The sequence below is a fragment of the Oceaniferula spumae genome (assembly GCF_042849255.1).
GTDB lineage: Bacteria > Verrucomicrobiota > Verrucomicrobiia > Verrucomicrobiales > Akkermansiaceae > Oceaniferula > Oceaniferula spumae.
The window spans coordinates 1,860,951-1,884,825 of sequence record NZ_AP026866.1 but is presented as its reverse complement, the minus strand read 5'-3'; the positions used below and the strand labels follow the sequence as shown (position 1 = coordinate 1,884,825).

Genomic DNA, 23,875 nt, shown 5'->3' with positions numbered 1-23,875 from the left:
TCATTGGCAAGCCCTCAACTTGGGGTGCCTAGCACTGAGGCATGGCGTTTCAGGAATCCAAGATCATCTGCAGTTTCAACGGAGGAGATCCCTTGGGGGCTTGGGGATCGTGGATTGCTAACAGAATGAGTCGCTGATTTTTACGAATGCGATAGCTGGAGTTTGCCAGTGGGTAGGTTTTGCCATTTGCCAGAGGCACATCGATGCGGAAGCGGAAGACATCGGTCTCCCTAGCAGGCAGCTTGAGAAACTTTACGGCACCGGGTTTGATTGTATCGGCTACGGATTCAAATCGCGCGGCTAAGGGAACGCCGGAGAGGTTCACCATGATGACAGAGCCGGTTGGTGCCTTTTCCGGTGAGAGTTCGACGAGTTTGACCTGGGGTTTTTCCCAGCCAGCTGTGCCAGGGTCGGCATGGATGATGGCAAGCGGGGTTATCATTTCGCCGATGTCAAATTCCACGGACTGCTCGATTCTGTCGGCACGATACCGCCTCAACAGTCCCAGCTTCATCGCGGCGGGGCCTTTGTAGGGTTTGACATTGAGGATTTGGTTGGGCCAAATCGAGAGGTCGTTTTTTTTGTTTTCGGCACCCTTTGGTTTGACGATTTCGCCTGCGAGCAGGGAAATCTCGGTGGGGTAAATGGACTTCAGTGGTGGCTCCACCTCGACATATTCTCCGCCTTGCTTCTCGAACACCGGGGCGGGGCGGATGCCAGCGATAATGACGCGGATTTCCGATGCTAGCGCGGCTTTTTCTTTATCCTCCTCGGTCTGAGCTAAGAGTGGAACGACGAATAAGGGTAACAGGAATAGGAAATGCTTCATACTTCTTCAGGGTTGAGCCAACGGAACGAGACGATGACGAAAGAGCGGCCGAACACACCGGCACCATCTGGAGCGCAATCAATGCCAGTATCATCGGCCAAAATAGGTTTAGGAGTGCGTTGCACCACGGCCTCGGCCCAGGCGCGGGCTTTGACATTACCGTTTGCGTCTTTGGATTCGCCATAGGCACGGATGGTAAAGGTGTCACCGCGTGCAGAAAGAACCGAGCCGAGTTTCTGTAGCATATCGGCTTGTGTGAGCTGGGCAGGAGTCCCGACCATTTTACTGTCTGCGAAATGGTTGTGGTCCGGCTTGGCCCCATGGGAACCGTTACCGCCTACCAGTGGAAAAGTGGGGTCAGGGTAGGTGTTGCCGTAAACGACTTGGCCTTCTCCACCGGCGCGCATGACGTATTCATCTTTGGCGATAGGCTGAGTTTCCAGAGCCGCTTGGTTGATTTCGGTTCGGTCGAGCGCAGCCTGCAAAGTTCCCTTGAGTCCGGTGCGAGTTACATCGGTTTCGGAACCGCTCGACGACGGTGGATTAACGAGCCGCCGGTTGACGAAATCGGAGAGCGACAAGAACGGGCCTCTTCGCTTCACCTCGGCAACCACCTCCTTGGCAAGTTCGCGGATCTGCGTGTCGTTGAGTTGATGGTAACCGTTCCATGAAGCTTCATCGTAAGCTCCGCCGTTAGAGTATTTCTTTCCTGTCGGTTGAAGAAGGTGGCTGTAGATATCGTTTCCAGATATCGAGCCGTCGATGTCCAGTCCTGAGGCGTCACGGAAACTAGCGAACAAGGCCGCCCAAGCTTCTACACTGGTTGAGTTGACGTTGAAGGCACCATCGATCATCAGCTGCGAGGCGGCTTTGTTGCCATCTAGGGCATCAGTAGCTGGATCAGTGCGGCCTAGCAGAGAGAAAATCCGTTGATTGGGAGGTGTGTCGGCCGCGGTGTAACTACGCGGCAAAGAGGAAAGGAAATACCGATCCCAGAGCGCGTGGTTCGCCTCGTAGGAGAGATCATAAATAAATGCCTGACGATCCATTTCAGAGTCGAGCTGAGTTTGCCTGTACTTGCTCCACATACGCCTGTGGACTCCCATCGACCAACTAGCCGTTGACGGGGCGCTCACGTTGTCTTGACCAGGAGGAACGTAATTCACCGTCCGGTCTCGCCGACAACGGATGTCAGCCAGGCTGTTACCGACCGCGAAGGTGGGCTGCCAGGCGAAGAGAGAAAGTGGCGCATGTTGGAAAGCTCCCACCGTCAGTGGCGGGGTTTTGCGGGTGGGCACGGAGATGAGAGGGAAGCGAATGTTACCGAAGAGGGCAGGGGCGCCGAAAGGCGAAACCTGATTAACGCCAGCAACAGAGACCGGCCCTAGAGTGGGGTCATTCCAATCCCAACTGTAAAAATCATCCATCAGGTAACCATGGAAATAACGACCAGCTGCGGCGGACGCACGGAACCCGATTTCCACAGGCGAGCGGAAGAACCAGTTAGATCTGATGTTGTGATTTCCTAACAGATTGTAATCTAGGAACGGAATGTTGTAATCCCCAGCTTTGATGGTGCGATTCTCATTCGTTTCTATCAACCAAGGGAGGCGGTGCCCCCATTTGCCTCGGTAGTAGGGGCGGGTTCCATCTTCAGTCATGCTGAGCTTCTCTGTGGATGCGGAGGGGATGCCGGCGATCCATGGGGCGTCCGATCCCCAAGTGCCATCTTCGGTCTGGGCGATGAATTGCAGCGGTGGGTAGTCGGTTGTATTGTTAGATTGGATGGCAGCGATGGAGCCCGGTCCGTCATTGCCTTTCACCTGCCAGAGTTTATACCAGAATTGTTTATATCCACCGCCATTGCCCGCGTCCTTGATAGGAAGGATGGCGTAGGTCACTTCCTTCGGGTCAAAGTGGTAAACATAGTGGAACTCCATCATGAAGCTCGTGGTTAACGGAAGTGGATTGTCGCAGGAAAGCGGGTAGCTGGAGATCGATGAGGTCACGGAGGTGACTGAGTCATCTTTACGCGAAACACTGTTAGGACCCCATGCAATGGTGTCCCCTGGGCCGTTGACGGCGGAGGAGTCCGCAGTGAAGAGCAGAGCCTGACCAGGCAAGAATTTGGCTCCTTTGATGGAAAATACCGGCCTGTGTGGGAGGTTGTTGTTAGGGTTCTGTGTTACGGCATTGGGCGTGCAGTAATGTTGATTAATGGTCCTCGCCGGAGTGGAACCCGTAGCGGCCACATTAACCTGAGTGGAAAAGGCGTGGGGCATGGAAATTTGCACAGCATAGTCTGCTGCCTTGAGTTCCACTTGATAGGGATTCCACAACACCACGCGGGGGAAATAGTGATAGCGGAAGCGGCAGCGCCGTATCGAAGGATCAGAGTCGCTGGCTGGTCCCATATCGACGAGCGACATGCCGTAGGTAATGCCTGCATCCACGATGACCGGATGCACTGGTGCCGTTTTTTGTGACTGGATTGCCGGGCCACCGCTAGATTGCGATGGGCTTGTCATAAATCCTTGGATGGCATTGGCCGCAGCCTCGGGGGGGATGACATCAATGGAATCTTGCGAGGTGATTTGGCCAGCCAGCTCAGCCCAGGTTTTGAGCATTCCGAACTTGGGGGAAATTTCGCGCAGTGTGGTGGCGTCGATAATAGGTGTGTCTGCGGTGATCTCCGGTTTTAAAGGTCCGGCGGCGGGTAAGGTGCCGTTGGCGATGAATGCTGTGAGGTCCCGACGCATACCACCGTTCAAGGAATCGGCAATGACCCCAGCCGACTGGAAACTGACATCATGGAACCGCTTTTTAAAATCTTCCGATGAGGTTCCGTTAACACGAAGCGACAGGTCGCCTGTTCCATTGGTCACGGAACGAGCACGATCGATACGAGAAAAGGCATTGTAATTTGCCAGATTGGTCATGACATCGATGCCGTTTTTTACCGGGTGCAGCCATGCCGGTGCCTCGTCGTTGCCTGTTCCTGACAAGTTGAATCTAGCCTTGGCATTATCGTCTGATACCCACCATGCGAAGCTTCCGTTAGTCATGCTTACCCTCGGCACCCGAACATGATCCGAGCTGGACGCCGAGCCATTACCCACCATCTCAACCGCATCGGATGATGCGAATGTTAGAGGGTCAGGAAGCTGCGACAGACCGGGCCGGCTAACCAGCCAAGTCAGCACTTCGGCCTTGCGGTCGTAGTCCTCCATCCGCCGATCCACTATCGTGCCGGAGTCTGATTCTAGGGCACCAGATTCAACCTCCTTGCGATAAATCAGCGGGCTTTGTCCGGTGATGGTTTCTGTTTCCGCTTTCAGCCGATCAGTGCGCCAGACGCCGGCCCAATGTCGGTTTTGGATTGTGTTGAGACCTTCCGGCTCTTCCAAGATCGCGGCAGTGGCGGTCACTCGTTGGTCTGGCCCGACGTTCTTCTGCAGATCTCCGATGGCAAGCATGAGAGCCATGCGAGCATTCGCCTGAGCGATGGCCTTATCGTCGTCCCCTGAACGGCTCTCAAGGGTGGCCAGAGAGAGTAGCGCAAGGGCGATCATCACCAGTAAGACCATGATGGAAATGGTGGCGACTAATGCGAATCCAGGCTGATGGCTTGGTTTAGAAAAGTTATTCATGTTGAAGGATGTGGGCGCGATGATAATCGTGCATGGAAATGAAAATGGTGGATAGCGAACTGAGATCTGTACGGAAATGGTACAGGTTCGTTATAATAGTGATTTTCACATGACTGTTAACATAGACCTTATGAGTTATTTTTCTTCGCTGGAGTGACAATAAAATGTCGCAACGCTTGCCAATTAGATTGGCAAAAATCGTGCCTGGAGCTTGTTGGCCGAGCTGGAGGAATGGACACCGTCGAGGGCGCGAAAAAGCCGCGCTGTGGAGGGCGCGGCTTTTTGAGTTTTGAGTGTTTAGTTCACAATGTTGGGTTACCTGCGGCGACGCAGGATTAGCCCGAGACCGGCAAGGCCTAACAGTGCGGCGGAGGATGGCTCGGGCACGGCAACATTGCCATTGACCGTGATATCCTCGAACAGCACGAATTTAGAATTGTTGTTAGTGTTGTTGTTTACCGTGACATCCATGGCGAAGTAGAGGGTTCCATAGGAGCCGATCGAGCCCGCGTCAAAATTGAGCGTGGTGAAGGCTGTCCCTGACCCACCTGGCTTTGATGCTACTTTAACATCCGAGATGGCAAGGATGTTGGAAAAGTCAGAAGTGTCACTGATGTAGACTACACTGTAACTGGACTGGCTGAATTGGTTAGTTGTTTGAGCTCCGATGGTCCATGAAACAGAATTCGTAGGATCGAGGGTGATGGTGTAGCCAGGATCCGCAGTGATATCCCATCTAAAGATGCGGTCGGAGGGGTCTGCGGTTCGGGGAGTTGTTGTTGTATCAACGTTGAAGTTGTCTGTTCTGAGCCGGAACGCGCCATTGTTAGTGTCACCCCCGGCAATAGGGATCTTTGTTAAGCCACTTACGGTTGCATTGGCCGGGTTCGCTGTATCCACAAAGTTAGCGGGAGCATTGCCATCCAAAGGATATTGAACGATGACAGCAGCTTCCACGGTTATCGGTAGACCGCATGTCATTACTGCCAATATGAGAGTTGCTTTCATGATGAGATAATATCTTATTTTGTGTTGGTATTCAAGAAGTGGATGTGAAACCCCAAGCGATTTTTAACGACGGCGGCGCAGGATGAGGGGGAGGCCGGCGAGTCCGAGCAGAGCGGTGGAAGATGGCTCGGGTACGGTAGAAATGCGTAGGGCGTTGATGTTGGCAGCATTGCTACTTGAACCGCCACCGCCAGCGTTGTCAGTGCTACGGAAGTTGAAAGCGATCATGCCGCTGCCGTTAGAAGTGATAGAGAAGTCAGCCTGAGTGCCGTCATTCGCCAGACCATAGGTCGCGGAATTGCTGATGCCGGTCGTGACGGTGATCAGGCCATTTTCACCATTCACTACGTCGCTAGCATTGCGACGTCCTCCTATTGCTGAGAAAAAGTAGGTGGTGCTTGGTGTGAGATCAGTGAAGGTAATGGTGGCGGGAGCAGAAGTGCCTTGCGAGAAGATACCGTCGATGTGTGCGAACTCTTGGTCGAATGGAGCTGGGCCTGCAGGGCCGTTGGCACCGTTGCCGCTGAAGTTGGAGCGAACACTTCCAGGGCCAGAGAACCCGGTGATGGCGTAGTCCCAAGTGGTGGCACCACTGCCGTCAGCTGCTACAAGGTTGGACAATGTGGTCGTGCTGCCCTCATTCCATATGTTGCCGTTACCATCTATACCTGCTGGTGGGGGCGTTCCTCCTGGGGCAGGAGCACCGAAGTCGATGAGCACGATGGTGGCATGCGTGGAGGTGGTGATGGAGAAAAGGGCAGCGGCCAGGGGAAGGGACATTCGGTTGTTACCTTTGGGGGGATGGTTATTATACTTCATGGATTGGATGTGGGATGAGTTAGTCTGTGGTGTGATTTTTTGCTTCACCTCCCGCTTGCTTGCGTGGAGTGACGGGTATTTTTGGAACTGTGAATTCAGCAGGCTTTGGTTTTTTGACGGTGAGTGGGTCTATGTCGCCTAGAGTTTGTTGTTCCTGGTGCAGGAGTTTGGTGAGGCGCTCGACCTGGTCGGGATGCTCGGAGGCGATGTCCTTGGTTTCGTAAGGGTCGGTCTTGAGGTTGAAGAGTTGGTGTTTGTTGATGAGAGGGAAGAGCATGAGTTTCCAGTCGCCTTCGCGGATCGAGCGTTGGCTGTTCTGATAGGCGAGCGCGGCGTGGGCGCGGACTTTGTTTTCCTTGCCGTCGATGACCGGGCGCAGGCTGAGGCCGTCGATTTTGTTTCCGATCTTGCCTTGGGCGAAGTCGGCGACGGTGGGCAGGATGTCGTGGAGGTAGGCGAAGGCATCGGTCTTGCCGGGTTTGATGCCGGGGCCGGCGACCATGAAGGGGACTTTCATGCCGGCTTCGTAGACGTTTTGTTTTCCAAATAGACCGTGGCTGCCGATGGCGAGGCCGTGGTCGGAGGTGAAGATGACGATGGTATTTTCATCGAGACCACTTTGTTTGAGGTAGTCGAGCAGGCGACCAAGATCGTGGTCCATGGCGGTCATGATGCCGTAGTAGTCGAAGATGTGGCTGCGGGTGGCTTCTGGGTCGCGCGGCCAAGCTTCGAGTCGTTCGTCGCGCACGGTCATTCCGCCGATGTCCCAGTGGTGTAGCGGTTTGAAATTTTCTGGCAGGGGAATGTCCTTGAGGGTGTAGGGATCGCGGAAGCGCTTTTCCGCGTAGCGTGGGTCGTGGGGACCGGCGACGCCGAGATACATGAAGAATGGTTTGTCGGACTTGCGTTTTTTGAGAAAGGCGAGGGCGTCATCGACGAAGGGTTTGCAGGCGCGACCGGTCATCAGGGCGTTGATTGAATTCACCTCCTTGAAGTGATCGAACTGCTTGAGGATGTGCGGATGGTTGGAACGGCCGCTTTTTTCCCGGTAGAAGGTTTCATAGCCAGCGGCTTTCATGACCTTGGGAAAGGTGTCACCGTTAGATTGGCAGAATTTTTTTGGTGCCCAACGGTGCCAGACCTGGCCGGTCATGATCTGATTGCGTGAGGCGATGCAGACGGCGGCAACGTGCGCGCCGTAGCAGTAGGCGTTGTCGAAGACGAGTGAGCGCTTGGCGAGGGTGTCGAGATGGGGGGTGTGAATGTGAGGATTGCCAAGAGCGCCGATGGTGTCGTAGCGCTGGTCGTCTGTTAGAATGACGAGAATGTTAGGCTTCTCTGCGGCATGGCAGAAAGCAGTGAGGAATAGAATGAAGCTGAGGATGTGACGGAGCATGTGGAACGGTTGATTATGATAACCGATACTAGCCTGTTGTCTTCGCAAAAAATGCGGTGAAATGTAGCAAAAGTTGCCGTAGTTTCGGCTGCCAATGTAGCGTATGGGCACAAAAAAGCCGCGCTTTAGGAAGGCGCGGATTTTGGATTACTGTATTTTGATGTTTTGAATTAGCGACGTCTGCGCAGGATGAGGGAAAGACCAGCTAAGCCGAGCAGAGTGGTAGAGGATGGCTCGGGCACGGCGGTGGCGTTGACCTCGAAGGTACGAAGGCCGGTGAAGTTGCCCGGGCCAGTGCGATTCACCGTCTCAATCTGGAATGTCCATGTTTCCGCATTTGAAAGCACCAGTGGGCTTGAAGGAATGTAGGAACCAGATGTCCATTGGTTGCTGCCGGATGGGTTGCCGACTAGCAAAGTTCCTACGTCGAGTTGTCCACTGGTGGAGCCGACAAAAGAGACTCGGATATTGGTGTCTCGTTGTACAGTCTGGGCAAGTCCAGTGTTGTTATACATGGCACCGGACAGAGTGATATTATCGATCTGCAACGCGGTAACATTGAGATCGAAGGGAATGGTGATCTGCCATTCTCCTCCGGTATCAGTGTTGATGTTAGGCGTGAGTATGTTCGCCGCGCTATTGGCTGTCTGGTAGTTTGTGGACGCAATTGCGGTAGTTGGGCCGACGGTGACGCTGCCATCCCCAGTGGTTGTTATGTTAGCGGCAGCGGGTCCGCTTAAAGTGCGACTTGTGGCGTTAGTGGCGAACACCAAGGCAGCGGTCGACGTGAGCGGTGACAAGCATATCGCGGCTAGTGAAATTCGGAGCAGATGGGTTTTCATTTTTGAGGTGAGGTTAGGGGATAGGTTGGCAAAGGTTTGACAACCCTATGGTCGTCTTCGTCTTGATTAAATGACGTGTATTGACGTAGTTTGATCCGATATGTCTATCTGCGGCGGCGCAGGATGAGGGTGAGGCCTGCGAGGCCGAGCAGGGCTGTGGAGGAAGGCTCTGGGACGGCCGAAGCTGAAAAGTTAAGAATAGAGATATCATTGGTTTCTGCCCCACCGGTGTAGATTCCAAAATGACTCATGGTGCCGATCGGAGTGGTATCGTTACCTGCCAAGCTTAGGATGGTCGTGGACGTGGTCAGGTTTATCAAGCTACTGTTGAGAGCGCCGGTGGTCGCATTGTAATCGAGGGTAACGCGGTAGATATGGTTCGTCACCAGTCCGCCGGTGTTGCCATTCACTCCTGGGCCGGAGGGGTTGCTTGCCACCGCATTGAAAGCTGCATCAAAATTGCTCGATTCACCTAAGTTGGCGTTGTTGGTGGTGGTGTTCCGATTGTAGCGCACCGCGTATCCGGTGGTATCGGTAGAGTTGAGGATTGCGAGACCAATGAAATCGTTGAGACCAGATGAAGTATTTCCTCCCTGATTACTGTTGACGAGGAAGTCCGCTTGAACATGGATGATCGGATCTGTGGTAATATTGAATGCAGTGGAGTTCCCGATGTGGCTGCCGAAGCCACCTCTGGTAACTGTGTTCAATGGACCGTTCGGTGATGCCTCGGAGTAGGCCGCTGTGTTGCCTCCCCAATTCGTGCCGGGGAAAACACCGTCATCGAAGTTGTCCGTTACGGTTACAGCAGCGTGGGCTGAGAGCGTAAACCCGATAAGGGAACCGGCGGTGAGGAGACGACGTGATACGGGATTTCTGAAAGGAAGATTTGGTGTGCTCATTATAATTGCTTGGTTAATAATTGTTTGTTGCTGCAGCGAACTATCGGTGAACTAGCGGCGGCGCCTAATGATTAGGGCAAGACCTGCTAGGCCTAACAGAGAGGTAGAGGATGGCTCGGGGATGGCTACGCCTTCTACTCGAATCTCATCGATGGTTACTTTATTGCCGTTTTGGCGGTTGGCACCATTGATCCGCACTCGGACGAAGCCCGCATTGGCGGAGGTTGCACCAGTGTTGAGGAGGTAGTGGCCAGTTGTCGTGCTTCCGGTAAAGTTACTAGTCGTAAACGGTGTGAAAATCGATCCGTCCGTGCTGAATGCGACTTGCAGCGAGGATGGTGCACCATTGGCATTGGGAGTGAATACATACGACCCAATAGTCACCTCTGAGATAAGAAAACTACCTGCTAGGTCGATGGTGATGTCGGAGATGAATGTAGGTGTGCCGCCTGTGGTAGTGCCGAAGCCGACGACAGCGTCACCAGCGGTTGGCCCGATGTTGGAAACGGGAGAGTCGGTGGTTTGGATGAAGTTGTCAGTCAGTTCACCGGTATCGAAAGCTCCGGCCGTGGTGTAGCTGGCATGACCTCGGCTTTTGTCGGTGTAAGTATTGAAATTTCCGCCTGCTGTGTTCGTGAACCTTGGTGCGATGGAATAAGAATAGAGTTTTCCTAATGCGACATTGGCTGCCTGTATGTTAGAGGCGAAGACCGGTGTCATCGTGATGATGGCGAGGATTTTTGCGGTGAAGGATTTTTTTATCATATAGGGTTTACTTGGTGGGTTTGTATGAGCGCGCGGGTTCGGGTGATGATTACTGTTAAGTGAGTTTCCAAGTTAGCGGCGGCGGCGCAGGATGAATGCGAGGCCTGCTAGGCCTATCAGAGCGGTAGAGGATGGTTCCGGAACGGCAGTCGCGAAGGCGTTGAGCACGTCGGCCTCCGAGTCATTTGCTGGGTCGTAGCTGTAGACTCTGAGGTCATCCATGTCGAAGGGAGCCGTGCCGGCGCCGATAGACGCGTTGCCGAAGGTGGTTCCGGCCTCGCTGGCGGTCTGCCCGATGAAGGTTCCGTCGATGAAGTAGCGGTGGGTATTGACACCGACTCTTTCATCGCTGATGACGACGAGCTGTTGCCATTGGTTCGGATCAACCAGGATCGGGGTGTTATTTCCGCCCGGGGAAGCTGCCTCGTTATTACCGTTGTAGTTGCCAATCCAGAACTGGCCATTGATCGTCGCGGCGTAGACATCTCCATTAGTAGCGCCACCGGCACTGCTGCTGATGGTGAAGACTAAGGATTGTCCGGTGCTATGGGTGTTCAGAGTGAAATTGCTAGTGCCGTTGTTGCCGGCGGAACGGACGTAGAAACCGATGGCGTAGCTGGTGCCTGATGTTGTTGTATTGGCACCCAAGGTTGTGCTCCAATCAGCGCCAGTCGCGTTATTGCCTGCCGCATTGGATACAGCGCCGTAGTTGCCGTAAACACCGCCCGTAGTTGAGGTGATGCCTGTTACAGTGAAATCTTGGCCCGCCACGCTGTCTGTGCCGACACCGCTGGATTCGAATCCGTAGTAGTGCTGGAGAGTTAAGGCAGCGCTGGCGTAACTCGCCAAAGCAGCCGAGAGAAGAAGGATGGTATTGGTTTTTTTCATGGTTCTATGTGTGTTTTTGTTAGATGGGTGTTTGGCTTAACACCCGAGGTTTTTTCTGCGCCAAACCAATGATTATGTTAGGTTTATAGCTTGCACGCGATGTTGCTGCAGACCATGCAGTAATATAGACAGAACCGGACGGGTGTCTTCGCGGAATCGGCGTTAATATGTAGCATATCGTGCCAATCGCGCGTATCATTTCCGAGGCTGTTGGTGAGCCGTATAGATGCGAAGCGGGGGGCTATGGTGGTGTAGCCGACGTTAAAGGAGGAGGCACTCACGGTTTTTCCAGTTTTTTACTGGCTGAGGTAGATGACGCCGTTGGAGTCGTTTGATCCGTCGGCTTTGGCGGTGATGCGGATTTTGTAGTCGGTTCCGAAGGCGTGCTCGTCGAGCTTGAGAGTGTAGGTGTTGCCGGTGTGATCGTTGCCGGTGAAGCCTTGGTGGGCATCGGTGGCGACGACGTCGTCATTGGCAAGCAACTCGACCTTGGTGATGTTCAGGCGGGCGCGGCCGGATTGGTAGAGCAAAGTGACTTTGTAGGTGCCGTCGCCATCGAGGGATTTGGTGATTGGGAATACCATGGCTTTGTAGGCGGTGGTGACGGTTTTCGGGCTCCACTTGCCGATCTCTTTTGCGTTTTCGGGCGCTTTGGCTGTGGCTTCCGGCTGTGGCAACTTGCGTGGGTTGCGGATGTCTTCGGCGTATTTGGCGAGCATTTGGCGGGCGAGTTCGATTTCGTCACCTTTGGGTTTTGGGTCTCCGTAGGGGGCGGGGGTTTTGACCCAGGCTACTTCCCAGTCGGCGAGTTCGTTGTAGAAGCCGTTGGCACGGAAGGCTTCTCGGCCGTGGGCCTGCGGGAGACCTTTTTCCGTATAGTTGGTTCCAGCGACGATGTGGGAGCGGAGCATGGCGTTGTGTTTTTGCCAGCGGGGGACGTAGAAGTCCTTGATCAGGCCGCTCCATTCTCTCCATGAATAGTCGAAGATAATAATCTTGCCGGTTTTTTCATCAAAGGGTCCCCAGATGGTGGGGAGGCCTCGGGCGTTTTTCTCGAAGAGGTTTTTCTCTTCCTCGGTGGTGCCGTGCGAACGGGCGTCATCGACCCATTTGGCGAAGCTGAATTCCTGACGTGAGGCGAGCATGGTGTCGAGGTCTAACAGAAGTTGTTCGAATTCCTTGGCGGCTTTGTCGAATGCTTCGAGGTCCTTGTTGTTCCAGGCGTGGCGGATGCGTGGCTGGATGGTGTGGGCGTGATCGCTGAGGACCTGGCGGCCGATATCGATGACGTCGTAGCGGTAGGCATCGGAGGTGCCGAGCTTGTCGGCGTCTGCGAGGAGTTTTTCCCAGGCGATGAGGAGTTGCTCTTTTTTGTAGGGGAACTTGAAGCCGGTGTTAGGGCCTGATTTTTTGGGTGCGATGGCGGGGCGGGCGCAGACCATGGAGGAGGCTTCGGTGCCGTCAGTGTTGCGGCGGTATGGGCCGTAGAGGAGGATTTTCCAGGCTTCGTTGGCGTTGGCGGACTCGGCTCCGTAGCGGCGATGGGCGTATTTATTGAGCCACTGCTGCGGGTTGTGCTGTTGGGTGGTCCAGAAGTTTTCGAAGGCCATTTCGTAGTAAACGGGATTTTGCATGATGCCTTCCATGAAGAGTCCGGCGCCGACGCAGTTCTTCACTTTGGAGCCGAAGCGACCGAAGGGGTTCTTGGCGAGCAGGGCGAGGTCGCCGTGGAGTTTGATGCGGTTGCCGAAGTTGTGCAGACGGCCGGTGACGAATTCGTAGCCCCAGAAATTGCCTGTGCTGGAGTGCTTCTTGCCTGCGAGATCGACAATGAGGAGTTTGTCTTTGGCGATGACGGTGGCGATGTCTTTACGGATCGACCATGACTGCATGACGATGCGGCCTTTGGGGTCGTGGGTGGTGATGAGCTTCTCGAGGGTTTTACCTACTTTATTGAGGTATTCTATCTTGGTGCTGGGTGGGTGTCCTTCGTGGAAGGGATCGCAGCCGTAGAGGTGAGATGTGCCGAAGAGGCGCTGTTGTTCTTCTAACAGGATACCGCCGACTTTGAGGAAGTTAGGGTCGAGTGGGTCCATTTGGGCACGGCCGGGGAAGCCGCACCATGCATGGCCAATGGAGACTTTGGAGCCGGGGATTTTATCCTTCACCAGACGTGGGACAACTCCGGAGAAGCCCTGCTGGATGGGTGTCATGCCGAGCAGGCGCTGGCGTTCGATGATTTGCTTGCCGAGCACGACGCTGTTATCGATCCATGCTTTTGGGAGCGGGCCGCCGTGTCCTTCGAGGTTGGCCATCCACTGCCATGCAGCGAAGGCGGGGCCACTGAGTGAGGCGCGTGCTTCCTCATCCGAGAAGCCGATACGCATGAGGGTGTGATACCATGCGGCTTCGAGGCCGACGACGGAGAGCGGCATGTTGACGCCGTTCATGGCCATGAAGTCGATCTCGCGCTGCCAGCGTTCCCAGTCCCACCAGGCGGCGGTGTAGCTGAGGGTGCAGTAGTTGAAGTAGACTCGGTATTTGAGCGGGCAGACGATGGTGACGGGCTCGCCAACTTTCGGGAGTTCGGCGGGCAGGTTGAGCTGGTCGCCGCACCAGGAGACGTGGCAGTTGGCGCGGTTTTTGAGATACCAGTTGAAGCCAGTGGCGATGGAGACGCCGTTGTTGCCCTTGATGAGGATTTTGCCGTTGGCGGTGTCGGAGAGGGTGAAGGTGTCCTTGCCGTTGGTTTGTGGCAGGGAGGTGTCGACAGTGAAGTGCTTGGCGTGTTTGGGGATCACGCGGGAGATGAGATCGAGCGCGGCTTGGTCGGCAGGAGTGGTTGCGGCGTGGAGCGGAGCCAGCAAGGTGACGGCAGCGAGAAGTGTGATGAGGTGTTTCATGGGAACGTTTATTTCTTTTTGATGGCGAAGATTTTGCCGTTGGATTGGGCTTGGAAAAGGCTGCGGACCTCGGCTTTCAGCACGAGGGTGTTGTTGGCACGGGTGCCTTTTGGAATGTTGAAGCGGTAGATGTTGCTGCGGTGGATTTCACCAGCTTCTCCGTCATGTTTGTCAGTGGAGATCGCTTTTCCGTCTGCGATGATCGAGGCCTTGCGGATGTCGAGCCGGTGGTTGCCGCCGGTGAACTGGAAGCGGACTCCTGCGAGATCGTTGAGCAGCGCCACGTCGAGTGGCCATTCTACCTCGGTCCAGTCGGTGGTAACCTTACCGGGTTCCCAGGTGCCAATCACGTCTCCAGCGAGCTGGGGGCTGGGGACGGGTTTCTGATAGGCTGCCTCCACCCAGTCGCGCGCGCTGGCGGCTGGGTTTTCAAGTTTTTTGATTTTGCTGATACCAGTGGAATCGACCCAGTTCCGTTCCCAACTGCGGCGGTCGAAATTTTTGCCCTCGGCCATGGCTGAAGTCATCGCTTGCATCCTGGGCACGTAGAAATCGCGGATGAGTCCGGACCAGACGCGGCAGGAATAGTCATTCACTGGAGGGCCCCAGATGGTGATGAGTTGTTTGGCATTGGCTTCCCATGCGTCTTTGTCGGCTGCCGTGCCTTCGTGATTGCGGGCGTGGGCGATCCAGTTTTCCAGCGTGAGGTAGGAATGGGATTCGAGCAGTTGGTCGGCTTGGAGGAGTAGCTTGCAGGCGTGGTCGACGGCGGATTTGAAGCCTTCCACATCGCCTTGGGATTGAAGTTCTCGGGCGCAGACCAACCACTCGTCGGCTTTCAGTGCCAGTGCTTGGGCTGCCATTTCCACCGCGTCATCGCGGTAGTTTGACTGTGAGCCGAACTCCTCCGCCTGAGCAAGAAATTTGCGGATGGCTGACGGGAATGCCGCGCCGCGGTAGCTTGATCCGTGGGCCAACTGCATTTTCTGCCAGCCATAGGAAGGGTGCGGCGTGAAATTGTTGTAAACGCTGTTGCGCAGACCGTTCCATGCTTCGGCGAGCTCATCCGAGGGACGGCCGTAGCGGTTGGCGATGTAATTAGGTAGCCAAGTGTCGAGGTCCACCGGTTTGCTGGTCCATGCGGTGTCGCTCATGAGTTCGTAGAGAATCTCATTATTTTCCAGACCTTCTCCTGAGATTGTGAACCCTGTTAGATTGCCTCTTTCTTTGCTAGCGAGGGTGTTTGCCGCCTGGTCGGCGTAGAATTGCATCTTGCCGCAGTAGGCGGTTTTTCCTCCCATGTTAGGCACGTAACCCATCATCCACAAGCGACCGTGGAAGGCGGAGAAGTCGTCCCAGTTCGGGTTGTAGTCATTGGCGTAATCCAGCACAATGAGATCGTTTGCTGGCACGGAGTTGACGAAGCCTTTGACGGTGTCTTTGTTCCAGATGTCGCGTTGGTAATTGAACATCCAGCCTTGGAGCACCCAGACGGCGTCGGGGTCGGCGGAGCGGATGGCGTCGAAGGTGGCCTTGCCGAATCTGGCGAGCATTTCCGCCGGAGGCTCGCCGGTGTTGGGCAGTTGGAGTTCGTTGAAGCTGTCGACCAACCAGTATTTGGCTTCGCCGAATTCCTTTTTCCACTCGGTAATGCAACGTCGCATGATCTCGCCCCACAACGGTGTGTCGGGCAGCATGGTGTAGGGTCGCTGTGAGGGAGGGAAGCCGCCGTTCCAGAGGGTGTTCTCAAAGCGGACGTCCGGGTGGAGGCGCTTCATGGCGTGGGGGACAAATCCTCCGAAGCCTTGCACGACAGGTTCGATTCCGAGCTCACGCATTCTGGCGAGCAGTTTTTTCTGCAGGGCGATCTGGTTGTTATGCCATGCTTCGTTGAGGTCGCCGCCGACATTAGAAATGCAGCCCATTCTGAGCCAGGGAAGGTGAGCTGGTCCGGTATCAAAGTCTGAGATTTCTTGGTCGGTTAGGCCCATTTGTTTCCAGACCCGGAACTCGATGGCTTCGAAGGCGACCGGTGCCATCACCATGTTGAAGCCGTGCAGTGCCAGCCAGTCGAGTTCCTGCTCCCAGCGTTCCCAGGTCCAGTAGGGCGTGGTGTAGCCGCTGGTCACGGCGTTGTAGCAATGTCTCCATTGGAAGGGGCTGGTGACTTGGGTGAGTGGGGCATCCGGCCACTTGTCCGGGCCGTCGGGCAATCTCAAACGGGGGCCCGCCCAGCCGACTGTTCCGAGGTTGTTGGCTTTTAAGTAGTCGTAGGCAGCGCGGCAGATGGCGACGGGGCTAGTGCCCTCGAGGGTGAGTTTGCCGTTTTTGGCATGGTAGGCATAACTGTCGGGCTGGTTGGGTGTGCCTTTGACCAGCTTCATTTCGATGCCGGCGACGAGATCCTTGCCGTCATCGCCAAAGGTGCGCTCGAGCACGCCGCGGGCAGCCGACACCTCGTCGGAGGCATGGCAGGAAATGGCCGAGAGCAGGGCTGCCAGTAGCGTTGTTAGGATGGGGCGCATCGTGACGATGGTGTCAGGTCTCAAGGGGGGCTATTGGGTCAACCACTTGGCGGCGTTGACCCAGAGTCGCTGGTATTGTTTCCAGAAGACGAAGTTGCAGCCCCAGTGGGGGGCGGGGTCTGAGGTGTAGGCGAGCACGCGGCCCTTGCCGAACTGGCCGACGGTGATGGCGGGGTCTCCTTCATTGACCCAGCGTGCGAGGACGGGGCAGCCTTCGCGGGGTTTGACACGGTTAAAGCCGAGGATCGGAGGCATCGTGGAGAGGTCGATGCTGTCGAGAATGGGGTGGCTGGTTTCGACTGGTTCGGCCTGGAAGCCTTCGGTGCTTTCACGCAGGTCCTCGACCTCGAGGCATTCGACCGGGAGGATTTCGCGCAGCGGGGTGCGACCCCAGCCGCCCTTGCCCATTTCGCCGTTGAAGCTGAGCCAGCCGCCGAGGAACATCATGTGGGTGCCGTTTTTCACCGCTTCTACGGTGAGTTTGACGCGGTCTGAGAAAGTGAGAACCTTGGTTCCAAAGAGTTGGCGGTTGAAAAACTGGGGGTGGAGCTGGAAGTTCTTCGCCTCGACGTCGGAAAAGATGATGACGTCGTATTCTTCCAGTACCTTTTCGTATTCACCGGGCTGCATGTTGTAGAAGTCCCAGGTGGGCACGCTCTTGACGCTGAACTCGCCTGTGGACTCCAAGGCGTCTAACAGCCAGTGGCCGTAGTTGATAACATCCAGTCCCTTGGGGGCGTGGTTGAAGGATGTTTCGGCATAGACGGGGCCGATCTGAACCGCCCAATCGCCGATGTAGTAGATCTTTTTCACGAACCCAAGTCTACACTGATGAGAAATGATGTCTTCGCTGGGTTGATTAAAAAATGTCGCAAAACTTGCCTTGTTTTCGAGTAATGAGACATTATCTTAGATGCATCGTGGGAGAAGCGTCATCACAGATCATTTCGCCAGTGCAACGCATTATGTTAGTCGACGAAGTGACGCGTCAAACGACCGGTGACTTTGAGTCGAACAGCTTGCCCGGACACCTCATCCATGTGGTGTTAGCTGGCGAGGTGAATCAGTTTGCGGAAGGTCGGCCGGAGCACTTTGGAGAAGGAGATGTGGTCTGGTATCACGAAAACGAACCAGTGCGTGGTGAAATCCTTCGCGCGCCGTGGCGATTCATCACGATTAATTTTGAAGCTGTGGATATGGCTCCGCCTCCAGATGACAAGCGGGTGATGCGAGCTGGTGCAAATACCGCGGTGTTAGCGCGCAGTCTGCTGGAGCTATGGCAGGATGGTGACAGCTCTTCGCTAGCCAGGGATGCCAACGCCATGATCATCCTGCTGCAGCTGATCATGGATATCAAAGGGCACCACACTCTAAACGCAGTGCCGGTGTATCCGCTCAATGCGCGAGATTGTTGGTGGATGGCAGAGAAAAAGATGCGCCAAATGTTAGATCAACCGCTCAAGTTGAAGGAAGTTGCCGAAATTGTCGGCATGAGTGAACGCACTGTCATCCGCGCCTGTAAAGCGGCCACAGGAATGCCTCCGGCGGCAAGAATACGCGAACTGAGACATACGCATGCGCTCAATCTTCTGCAGCACTCAAGTTTGACCGTTACCGAAATTGCCTACCGGGTGGGTTACTCGCGGGTGCAGGAATTCTCCCGTGATTTTAAAAAGCGTAGTGGCATGACTCCGCGCGAGGCGAGGGCTGTGCGGCCGTCATATTTGGAGCGAAAGAACCAGAAACGCTGAGTGTGGATAGCCGGTAAAGGGAAGATCGAAGGGGCGGACCGTTCGTTTACCTAACAATTAAATCAGAGACGACCTCGGCTGCCTTTACGTTGTCGTCGCTGGAAAGGCTCACGTGGATGTTTCCATTCTGGCGGCGCATGATATGGAGACTGCGTACGTTGATGTTTTTTTCCGCAAAGCGACTGGCCACTTTGGCGAGTGCACCGGGTTCGTCGGGCACTTGGATGACGATGGCATCCTCGGTCACCGGGCGGTAACCTGCGGCGCGCAGGCAGTCGAGCGCCTCGTCATAATCGTCCACGCAAAGCATGATAAACCCGTGGTCGCCGTCCTCCATGGCGTCGATGTCGCGGATGTTAACCGAGTGCTCTGCGAGGATGCCGGTGATGGTGGCGATTTCACCCGGGCGGTTTTCAGTGGGGATGATGATTTGTTTCATGGATAATGGGAAACTGGGATTTGGAAATGGGTTTAGTGCGGCTCTGGGGAGCCTGTTAGGTAATCTTCGATGAAGGTGTCGATAGTGGACTTTTCAATATGGGGGAGACAGACGATGTGGCCAATGTTCCTGTCGACTGCCAAAGACCATCTGCGGATGACTTCGTTGTTAGGTTTGGGGAAGACCACGATGGGTGAGTTTTGGTTGCGCCATGCCTGTATGCCTTTTTTTTGGAATGCCTCCACGGTGTATTGCGCGAGGAGGATGCTGTCTTTAATCATTTTTTTCAACCCGTCCTCACCGTGTTTGCGAAGTCCGTACCAGATCATCAAGGGGGCATAGGCGGAGCGCGATCCGGAAATGGTGGTGTCGTTGACTCCGACGTATTCGACGGCGCGGGAAATGCGTTTGACATGACTGGATCGAGCCAAGGCGATGCCACAGGGGATAGGGGAGCCTAACCATTTGTGACCACTGATCGACAGCGAATCGATGCCAGCAGCGAAGTCCCAGGCAGGTGGATTATCGATAAATGCAAGAGCGAGTCCGTGCATGGCGGCGTCCGCATGAACGTAGTGTTCACGGATGGCGAGTTCGTCGAGGATGTTGTGGATTTTTGTTAGGTCATCAATGGCACCCGTCATGGTAGTTCCGATATTGGCAAAAATAATCGGAGGTAAATGACGGTTGATCCTGATAGATTCCCTGAGGTCATCGTAATCCATTTCCCCGTTTTCCTGAGCTTTGATCATGATGCTGGGGGTGTGTTGGAGTCGAAGAATTTTGGCCACACTATAGTGGGTCTGCTCGGAGAAATAGACCATGCCATGCCGGAACAATTCCCGCGCAAGATAGAGGCCATACATGTTTCCCTCAGTTCCTCCATTGGTAACATAGCCCCAGTGCTGCCCATGCGGAAGTTGTGCGAGATCGGCAAAGATATCGATGACCTCGCGCTCATAGTCCAGGGTGTTCAATGCGTAGGACGACTCTTGAAAAGGATCGCCGACGTTATTGAGTGGCATCTCGAGAAACGGAAGCAGCTCCCTGTAATCAAATGCCTGATTGCAGGGGTAGCCTAACGATGACCTTGCGAGCCCCTTCAGTCGTTGATAATCGTGGTCGAGCCGTGAGCTGTCGACACCTGAGTTGAGCATGGTTCTGGTTTGCTCGGATATCATGACCATCACTATCATAAGATCAGAGATTGAACAAATACTCAGATCGGACAACAAAGAGGGCGAAGATGCAGGATAATGAGAAGGAAAAACTAGGTGAGAAGGTGAAGGCCGCAGTGATTCCGCGCGGGCCGAAGTCGATCGCTGAGCCGGAGAAAGAATTACGTTTCACTCGCGCTGCTCAGGCTCCATTGTTCTTTGCTCTCTCTGTTGGAGTCTTCGCCGCTACAGTCGCTGTTTTTATTTTATCAACTCAAGACTGGGGCATGGATGATCCGCCACTCAAGGGCTGGTGGTGGCTGTGTGTGATTGGACTGGTGCTGTGTTACCTTTTTATCCGGTTAGGTCTGCGATGTACTCGTCATGCCTACATCATTTTGAGTCCACTGGGTGTGGAAATATTTCCCTTCTTTAATGCGGCTAAGAACCTGCAGGTCGTCTACTGGAGTCAAGTGGCCGATGCGGAGTTCACCCCGGATGCTAAGAATATGGTGTTGCATTTCACCGAGGAAAAAAAGAGCGGTGTCATCGCTTCGCTGAAACCGATCCCTGAAGGTCGTCGCCATTTGTTAGAGGAGGCGGTGCTGGGGACACTAGAAAAACGTGAAACCCCCTAATGGCATGCACGGAGAGAGCCTACAAATCGAGAGTCAACGGCAACAGGCGGCGCGTTTAGCCGACTGCGGAGAGTTTGCCAAGTCGGTTGAGCTATTGCGACGAGCGAATGCCAAGTGGCGCAACGACGCCTCGTTGATGTCTGATCTTGCCTCGGCCTACGTGCGACTTCCTGATTTTAAAAAAGCGGAACGTTGCCTAAGTCGGTTACTTGACGTCCATGCCGGGAATGCGGAGGTCTTGAAGTTTGTGGCAGAGTTGCGGTATGCAATGCGCCACGTACATGGGGCGCTCGACGCCTATGAGCTTTGTGCCAGTGTGGAGGAAACGACCACTGCTGGCTGGCTTGGAGCGGCGGCGATCCAGGAACGCATGGGGCAACTGGAGGCCGCAGCCGAGAGTGTGAGGAAGGCACTAAAACGTGATGCTGGTTCCGAGCGCGGGCGTTATCTGCAATCATTCTTGTTCGTCAGGATGGGCCGCTGGGGTGAGGCGGAGCAATGCCTTTGTGATTTGTTAGGAAGTGGTCTCCACGACCGGGAGATCCACTGGCGTGCGGGACACCAGTTGGCCGCGGTGTTGGACCGACAAGGAGAGCATGCCTCAGCCCTTCAGGTTCTTTTGGCCACGAAACAAGGCATGGAACATGACTACGCGGCAGAGATCAAAGCCGCACGTGCAACGTTCCTATTTAAATCGGGAAAGATCCGTCAATTGATGGAGGAGCTGACGCCGCGGATGCTCGAAGGTTGGATGGATGGTGCGGAAGCTGGTTTTCCTGCCGCCGTGTTGGCCGGGCACCCGCGCAGCGGCACCACCTTGTTAGGTAGTATTGTGGGTCGCCACAGCCAGGTTAGCTGCATCGAGGAAACCGCCTGCATGGAGAATCAAATCTTCCGATCGGTTTTCCAGAAAGACTCTGCTGAACCGAAGTTGTTTGAGTCTGGCTATCTCGCTGCGGTGACTGCCGGTGCTCGCCAGCAGGCTCAACGAGGATATTTGAATGCCATCCGGCAGTTCTCACATGAGGGGGCAAAATCGTCTGACCTCATCATCGATAAAAATCCGATGCTGACTCAGTTTCTCGCTGTGGCTTTGCGGTTCATGCCGGGGTTGAAAATGCTGATGATGCTACGTGACCCGCGTGACGTTTGCTGGAGCTGTTTCCAGCATCCGGCCGGGGTGGCGGTATCGAATGTTTCTTGGCTTAGTATCGAAGATACGATGACATCCTATCGCGATATCATGGAAATTTGGCTCCGCCTCAGGGAGATGCTGCCCACTGGCTGGTTAGAAGTGCGTTACGAGGAACTGGTCAAGGACACGGAAGAGGTATCTCGGGAGGTGGTCGATTTTCTCGAGTTACCTTGGCAGGCATGCACCCAGGACCTTCAAACCCAGGAAACAACGATTCACTCGCCAACCTACGCCGAGGTGGCAAAACCTGTTTACCGGTCAGCCGTTGGCAGGTGGAAGGCCTATGAGGAGTTTCTTTCGCCGCATATGAAAGTGTTAGAATCCAGTATTCAATCACTAGGCTACTGACCGGCGACAAAAAAAAATCCCGCCCGGCTGTAGCCGAACGGGATGAGTAATGAGTGATTGTTTCTTGGGCTACTTGCGACGACGCATGATCAGCGTGAGGCCACCTAGGCCTAGCAGTGCAGCCGATGATGGTTCGGGAACCACGGTGGTGTAGTTCAGCACCGGACGGTTAGCTACTGTAACATTGTTGGCAGTATCAAGATGATAGCCAACGGTGCCGCCTGTTGTCAGTCCGGCGGAATCAGCTTGGATAAAGATAAACTGACCGGCATTGGCACCTCCATCATATTGCGTAATCAGCCATGACGTAAAATCATTGGAGGTGTTCGCTCCCAAGGATGAAGCAGGAGTTAGGAAATCATCGTGTAGCAGGGTGCCTGGGCCATTCCAATCCGTGCCGAGAATTGCGGGACTGGCGTCAATACGTGTGAGGCCGATGAGGTCACTGTTGAATGCGGGCGTTCCAGAGAACCGATCTAAACTCAAGGTGACTGTGGCGGAATCAAAGGTTTCACCGGCTGCCAGCGTAGGTAGTTGAAAGGCGAACACCGGCGTCAGGCCCGGGCCACCACTGTAAAATACACCAGCTAAGATGGTTTGGTTGCCGCCCGCGCCAGACCCACCGCTTGAAGTGGCCTCTGCGTCGGAGAGATCAGCCGTGATGGTGGCTGCGGATGCGGCACTTGCCGCAGCGCCCGAGGCGATCAGGGCGAGTAGTTTGTGGTTTATTTTCATATTATCTAATTTTCTGTCTTAGTAGATGTTGTGCCATCCTGCACGGTTTAGAGTTAGGTTCCAGAGAATTTTCTATTTTGGAGGCAAAAAACAGAGACCGGCAGAGGGCGTCTCAGCTATTGAGTAAAAAATTACGGAGACGTAAAAAACCCCATTCGCGGTGTGGCGAACGGGGGTTGGGGATGGATGTTAGTCTCCATACCTGCGGTAACGCATGACCAGAGCAAGTCCGGCGAGGCCGAGAAGAGCTGCAGAGGATGGCTCAGGGATTGATGTCAAAGTATAGCCAACGGTTCCTGCGGTGCCTGAGGTAATAAAGTGATCGGAAAAGCTGCCGTCGTTGCCGCCATTGTATTGTAGAATACCTTCATTCCAGAGCGTTTCCCATGTCACGGTGTTGTCTGAACCTCCAGTGTTTCTTCGTCCTACGCGCGCTTCAATGGTGGAGCCAGCCCCGATGACGTTGATGCTCATGGAGGTGTCAGTAGCATCAGTGTCCCAAAACCAAATTCCGACCGTGCCGTTGGCATCGATTGTGGAATTGTTGAGCGTTACTTGCGCCACTTGGTTACCAGTATTGCTAACGAGATTATGACCAAACCACAGCTCACCTCCCAAGTTGATGGAGCTATTCGTTGCATTAATGACTCCGTTGTCATTGGCATTAAATGCCAAGACAAGATTGCCACCACTGGATCGTGTGAAAGTGCCGTTGTCCAGTGTCATGGTGCCATCGACGATCTGCGTCCAGTGGGTGGTGGTCTGTGTCCATGATGATCCGCCGCTGATGGTGAGTGATCCTCCGCCGTTGATTTGTAGATCGCTAGCGGGGGTGTGAGTTACTGCGTCACCATTGCCGATCGTGATGTCATCATTAAATGCAGGCACGCCGTCTGGATCCCAGTTTGTAGCTGTTTGCCAAGAATTGTTACTGCTGTCGTTGTCCCAAATCACGACTGCGGCCTGCGCAGCTCCAATACCAAGGCTGGTAGTGGTGATGATCGATAGGGTTGCTCGTTTGATTCGATTCATGCGTCTGAAATGTTTTTAGGTTCACGGCCTACTTGCAGGCACTATACGTATAC

19 protein-coding genes are annotated in these 23,875 nt (G+C 54.6%); 3 read left to right on the top strand and 16 right to left on the bottom strand.

The window, feature by feature from the left end; all coding sequences use genetic code 11:
- Positions 1-49: 49 nt before the first annotated feature.
- The 12 genes from ACSPJT_RS07880 to ACSPJT_RS07825 all read right to left on the bottom strand — a co-directional run bounded on the left by ACSPJT_RS07880 (position 50) and on the right by ACSPJT_RS07825 (position 17,340).
- On the bottom strand, positions 50-829 hold the full coding sequence (locus ACSPJT_RS07880) for a hypothetical protein (RefSeq protein WP_435895827.1): 780 nt from the start codon (positions 827-829) through the stop codon (positions 50-52).
- A complete protein-coding gene (locus ACSPJT_RS07875) occupies positions 826-4,479 on the bottom strand; it encodes a hypothetical protein (protein ID WP_435895826.1) in 3,654 nt (1,217 codons plus the stop codon). The genes ACSPJT_RS07880 and ACSPJT_RS07875 overlap by 4 nt, the downstream gene beginning before the upstream one ends.
- Positions 4,480-4,794: 315 nt before the next feature.
- Positions 4,795-5,487, bottom strand: coding sequence for a PEP-CTERM sorting domain-containing protein (locus ACSPJT_RS07870; protein WP_435895825.1), 693 nt, complete (start codon positions 5,485-5,487; stop codon positions 4,795-4,797).
- A gap of 63 nt (positions 5,488-5,550) precedes the next feature.
- Positions 5,551-6,267: a PEP-CTERM sorting domain-containing protein gene (locus tag ACSPJT_RS07865; RefSeq protein ID WP_435895824.1), complete on the bottom strand. Its 717-nt coding sequence runs from the start codon at positions 6,265-6,267 to the stop codon at positions 5,551-5,553.
- A gap of 58 nt (positions 6,268-6,325) precedes the next feature.
- The gene (locus tag ACSPJT_RS07860; RefSeq protein WP_435895823.1) at positions 6,326-7,702 is read right to left on the bottom strand and encodes a sulfatase-like hydrolase/transferase; all 1,377 of its coding nucleotides are present in this window, start codon (positions 7,700-7,702) and stop codon (positions 6,326-6,328) included.
- A 170-nt stretch (positions 7,703-7,872) separates the two neighbouring features.
- Positions 7,873-8,544 (bottom strand): PEP-CTERM sorting domain-containing protein, encoded by a 672-nt coding sequence (locus ACSPJT_RS07855; RefSeq protein ID WP_435895822.1) that lies wholly within the window; start codon positions 8,542-8,544, stop codon positions 7,873-7,875.
- A 104-nt stretch (positions 8,545-8,648) separates the two neighbouring features.
- Positions 8,649-9,446, bottom strand: a complete 798-nt coding sequence (locus ACSPJT_RS07850; protein ID WP_435895821.1) for a PEP-CTERM sorting domain-containing protein — start codon at positions 9,444-9,446, stop codon at positions 8,649-8,651.
- A 51-nt stretch (positions 9,447-9,497) separates the two neighbouring features.
- The gene (locus ACSPJT_RS07845) at positions 9,498-10,211 is read right to left on the bottom strand and encodes a discoidin domain-containing protein (RefSeq protein WP_435895820.1); all 714 of its coding nucleotides are present in this window, start codon (positions 10,209-10,211) and stop codon (positions 9,498-9,500) included.
- 72 nt (positions 10,212-10,283) lie between these two features.
- On the bottom strand, positions 10,284-11,099 hold the full coding sequence (locus tag ACSPJT_RS07840) for a PEP-CTERM sorting domain-containing protein (protein WP_435895819.1): 816 nt from the start codon (positions 11,097-11,099) through the stop codon (positions 10,284-10,286).
- A 296-nt stretch (positions 11,100-11,395) separates the two neighbouring features.
- Complete coding sequence (locus ACSPJT_RS07835) at positions 11,396-14,002, bottom strand: alpha-N-acetylglucosaminidase (RefSeq protein WP_435895818.1); 2,607 nt, start codon at positions 14,000-14,002, stop codon at positions 11,396-11,398.
- 8 nt (positions 14,003-14,010) lie between these two features.
- Positions 14,011-16,551: an alpha-N-acetylglucosaminidase gene (locus ACSPJT_RS07830; RefSeq protein ID WP_435895817.1), complete on the bottom strand. Its 2,541-nt coding sequence runs from the start codon at positions 16,549-16,551 to the stop codon at positions 14,011-14,013.
- Between the two features lie 6 nt (positions 16,552-16,557).
- A complete protein-coding gene (locus tag ACSPJT_RS07825; protein WP_435895816.1) occupies positions 16,558-17,340 on the bottom strand; it encodes a glutamine amidotransferase in 783 nt (260 codons plus the stop codon).
- A gap of 83 nt (positions 17,341-17,423) precedes the next feature.
- Here ACSPJT_RS07825 and ACSPJT_RS07820 point away from each other — a divergent pair, with 83 nt between their 5' ends.
- Positions 17,424-18,278 (top strand): AraC family transcriptional regulator, encoded by an 855-nt coding sequence (locus ACSPJT_RS07820; protein WP_435895815.1) that lies wholly within the window; start codon positions 17,424-17,426, stop codon positions 18,276-18,278.
- A gap of 46 nt (positions 18,279-18,324) precedes the next feature.
- On the opposite strand, the gene ACSPJT_RS07815 is transcribed toward ACSPJT_RS07820, so the two are convergent.
- The gene (locus ACSPJT_RS07815; RefSeq protein WP_435895814.1) at positions 18,325-18,717 is read right to left on the bottom strand and encodes an ACT domain-containing protein; all 393 of its coding nucleotides are present in this window, start codon (positions 18,715-18,717) and stop codon (positions 18,325-18,327) included.
- Positions 18,718-18,749: 32 nt separating this feature from the next.
- A complete protein-coding gene (locus ACSPJT_RS07810; protein ID WP_435895813.1) occupies positions 18,750-19,898 on the bottom strand; it encodes a histidine decarboxylase in 1,149 nt (382 codons plus the stop codon).
- A 65-nt stretch (positions 19,899-19,963) separates the two neighbouring features.
- Between ACSPJT_RS07810 and ACSPJT_RS07805 the strand changes: the two genes are divergently transcribed.
- Together ACSPJT_RS07805 and ACSPJT_RS07800 are read left to right on the top strand one after the other, a co-directional pair.
- Positions 19,964-20,512, top strand: a complete 549-nt coding sequence (locus ACSPJT_RS07805) for a hypothetical protein (RefSeq protein ID WP_435895812.1) — start codon at positions 19,964-19,966, stop codon at positions 20,510-20,512.
- Positions 20,499-22,055, top strand: a complete 1,557-nt coding sequence (locus ACSPJT_RS07800; protein WP_435895811.1) for a tetratricopeptide repeat-containing sulfotransferase family protein — start codon at positions 20,499-20,501, stop codon at positions 22,053-22,055. Before ACSPJT_RS07805 ends, ACSPJT_RS07800 begins: the two co-directional genes overlap by 14 nt.
- Positions 22,056-22,124: 69 nt before the next feature.
- Here the strand turns inward: ACSPJT_RS07800 and ACSPJT_RS07795 are convergent, their stop codons facing one another.
- Both ACSPJT_RS07795 and ACSPJT_RS07790 read right to left on the bottom strand, forming a co-directional pair.
- Positions 22,125-22,790: a PEP-CTERM sorting domain-containing protein gene (locus ACSPJT_RS07795; protein WP_435895810.1), complete on the bottom strand. Its 666-nt coding sequence runs from the start codon at positions 22,788-22,790 to the stop codon at positions 22,125-22,127.
- A 189-nt stretch (positions 22,791-22,979) separates the two neighbouring features.
- A complete protein-coding gene (locus ACSPJT_RS07790; RefSeq protein ID WP_435895809.1) occupies positions 22,980-23,822 on the bottom strand; it encodes a PEP-CTERM sorting domain-containing protein in 843 nt (280 codons plus the stop codon).
- Between the last annotated feature and the right edge of the window lie 53 nt (positions 23,823-23,875).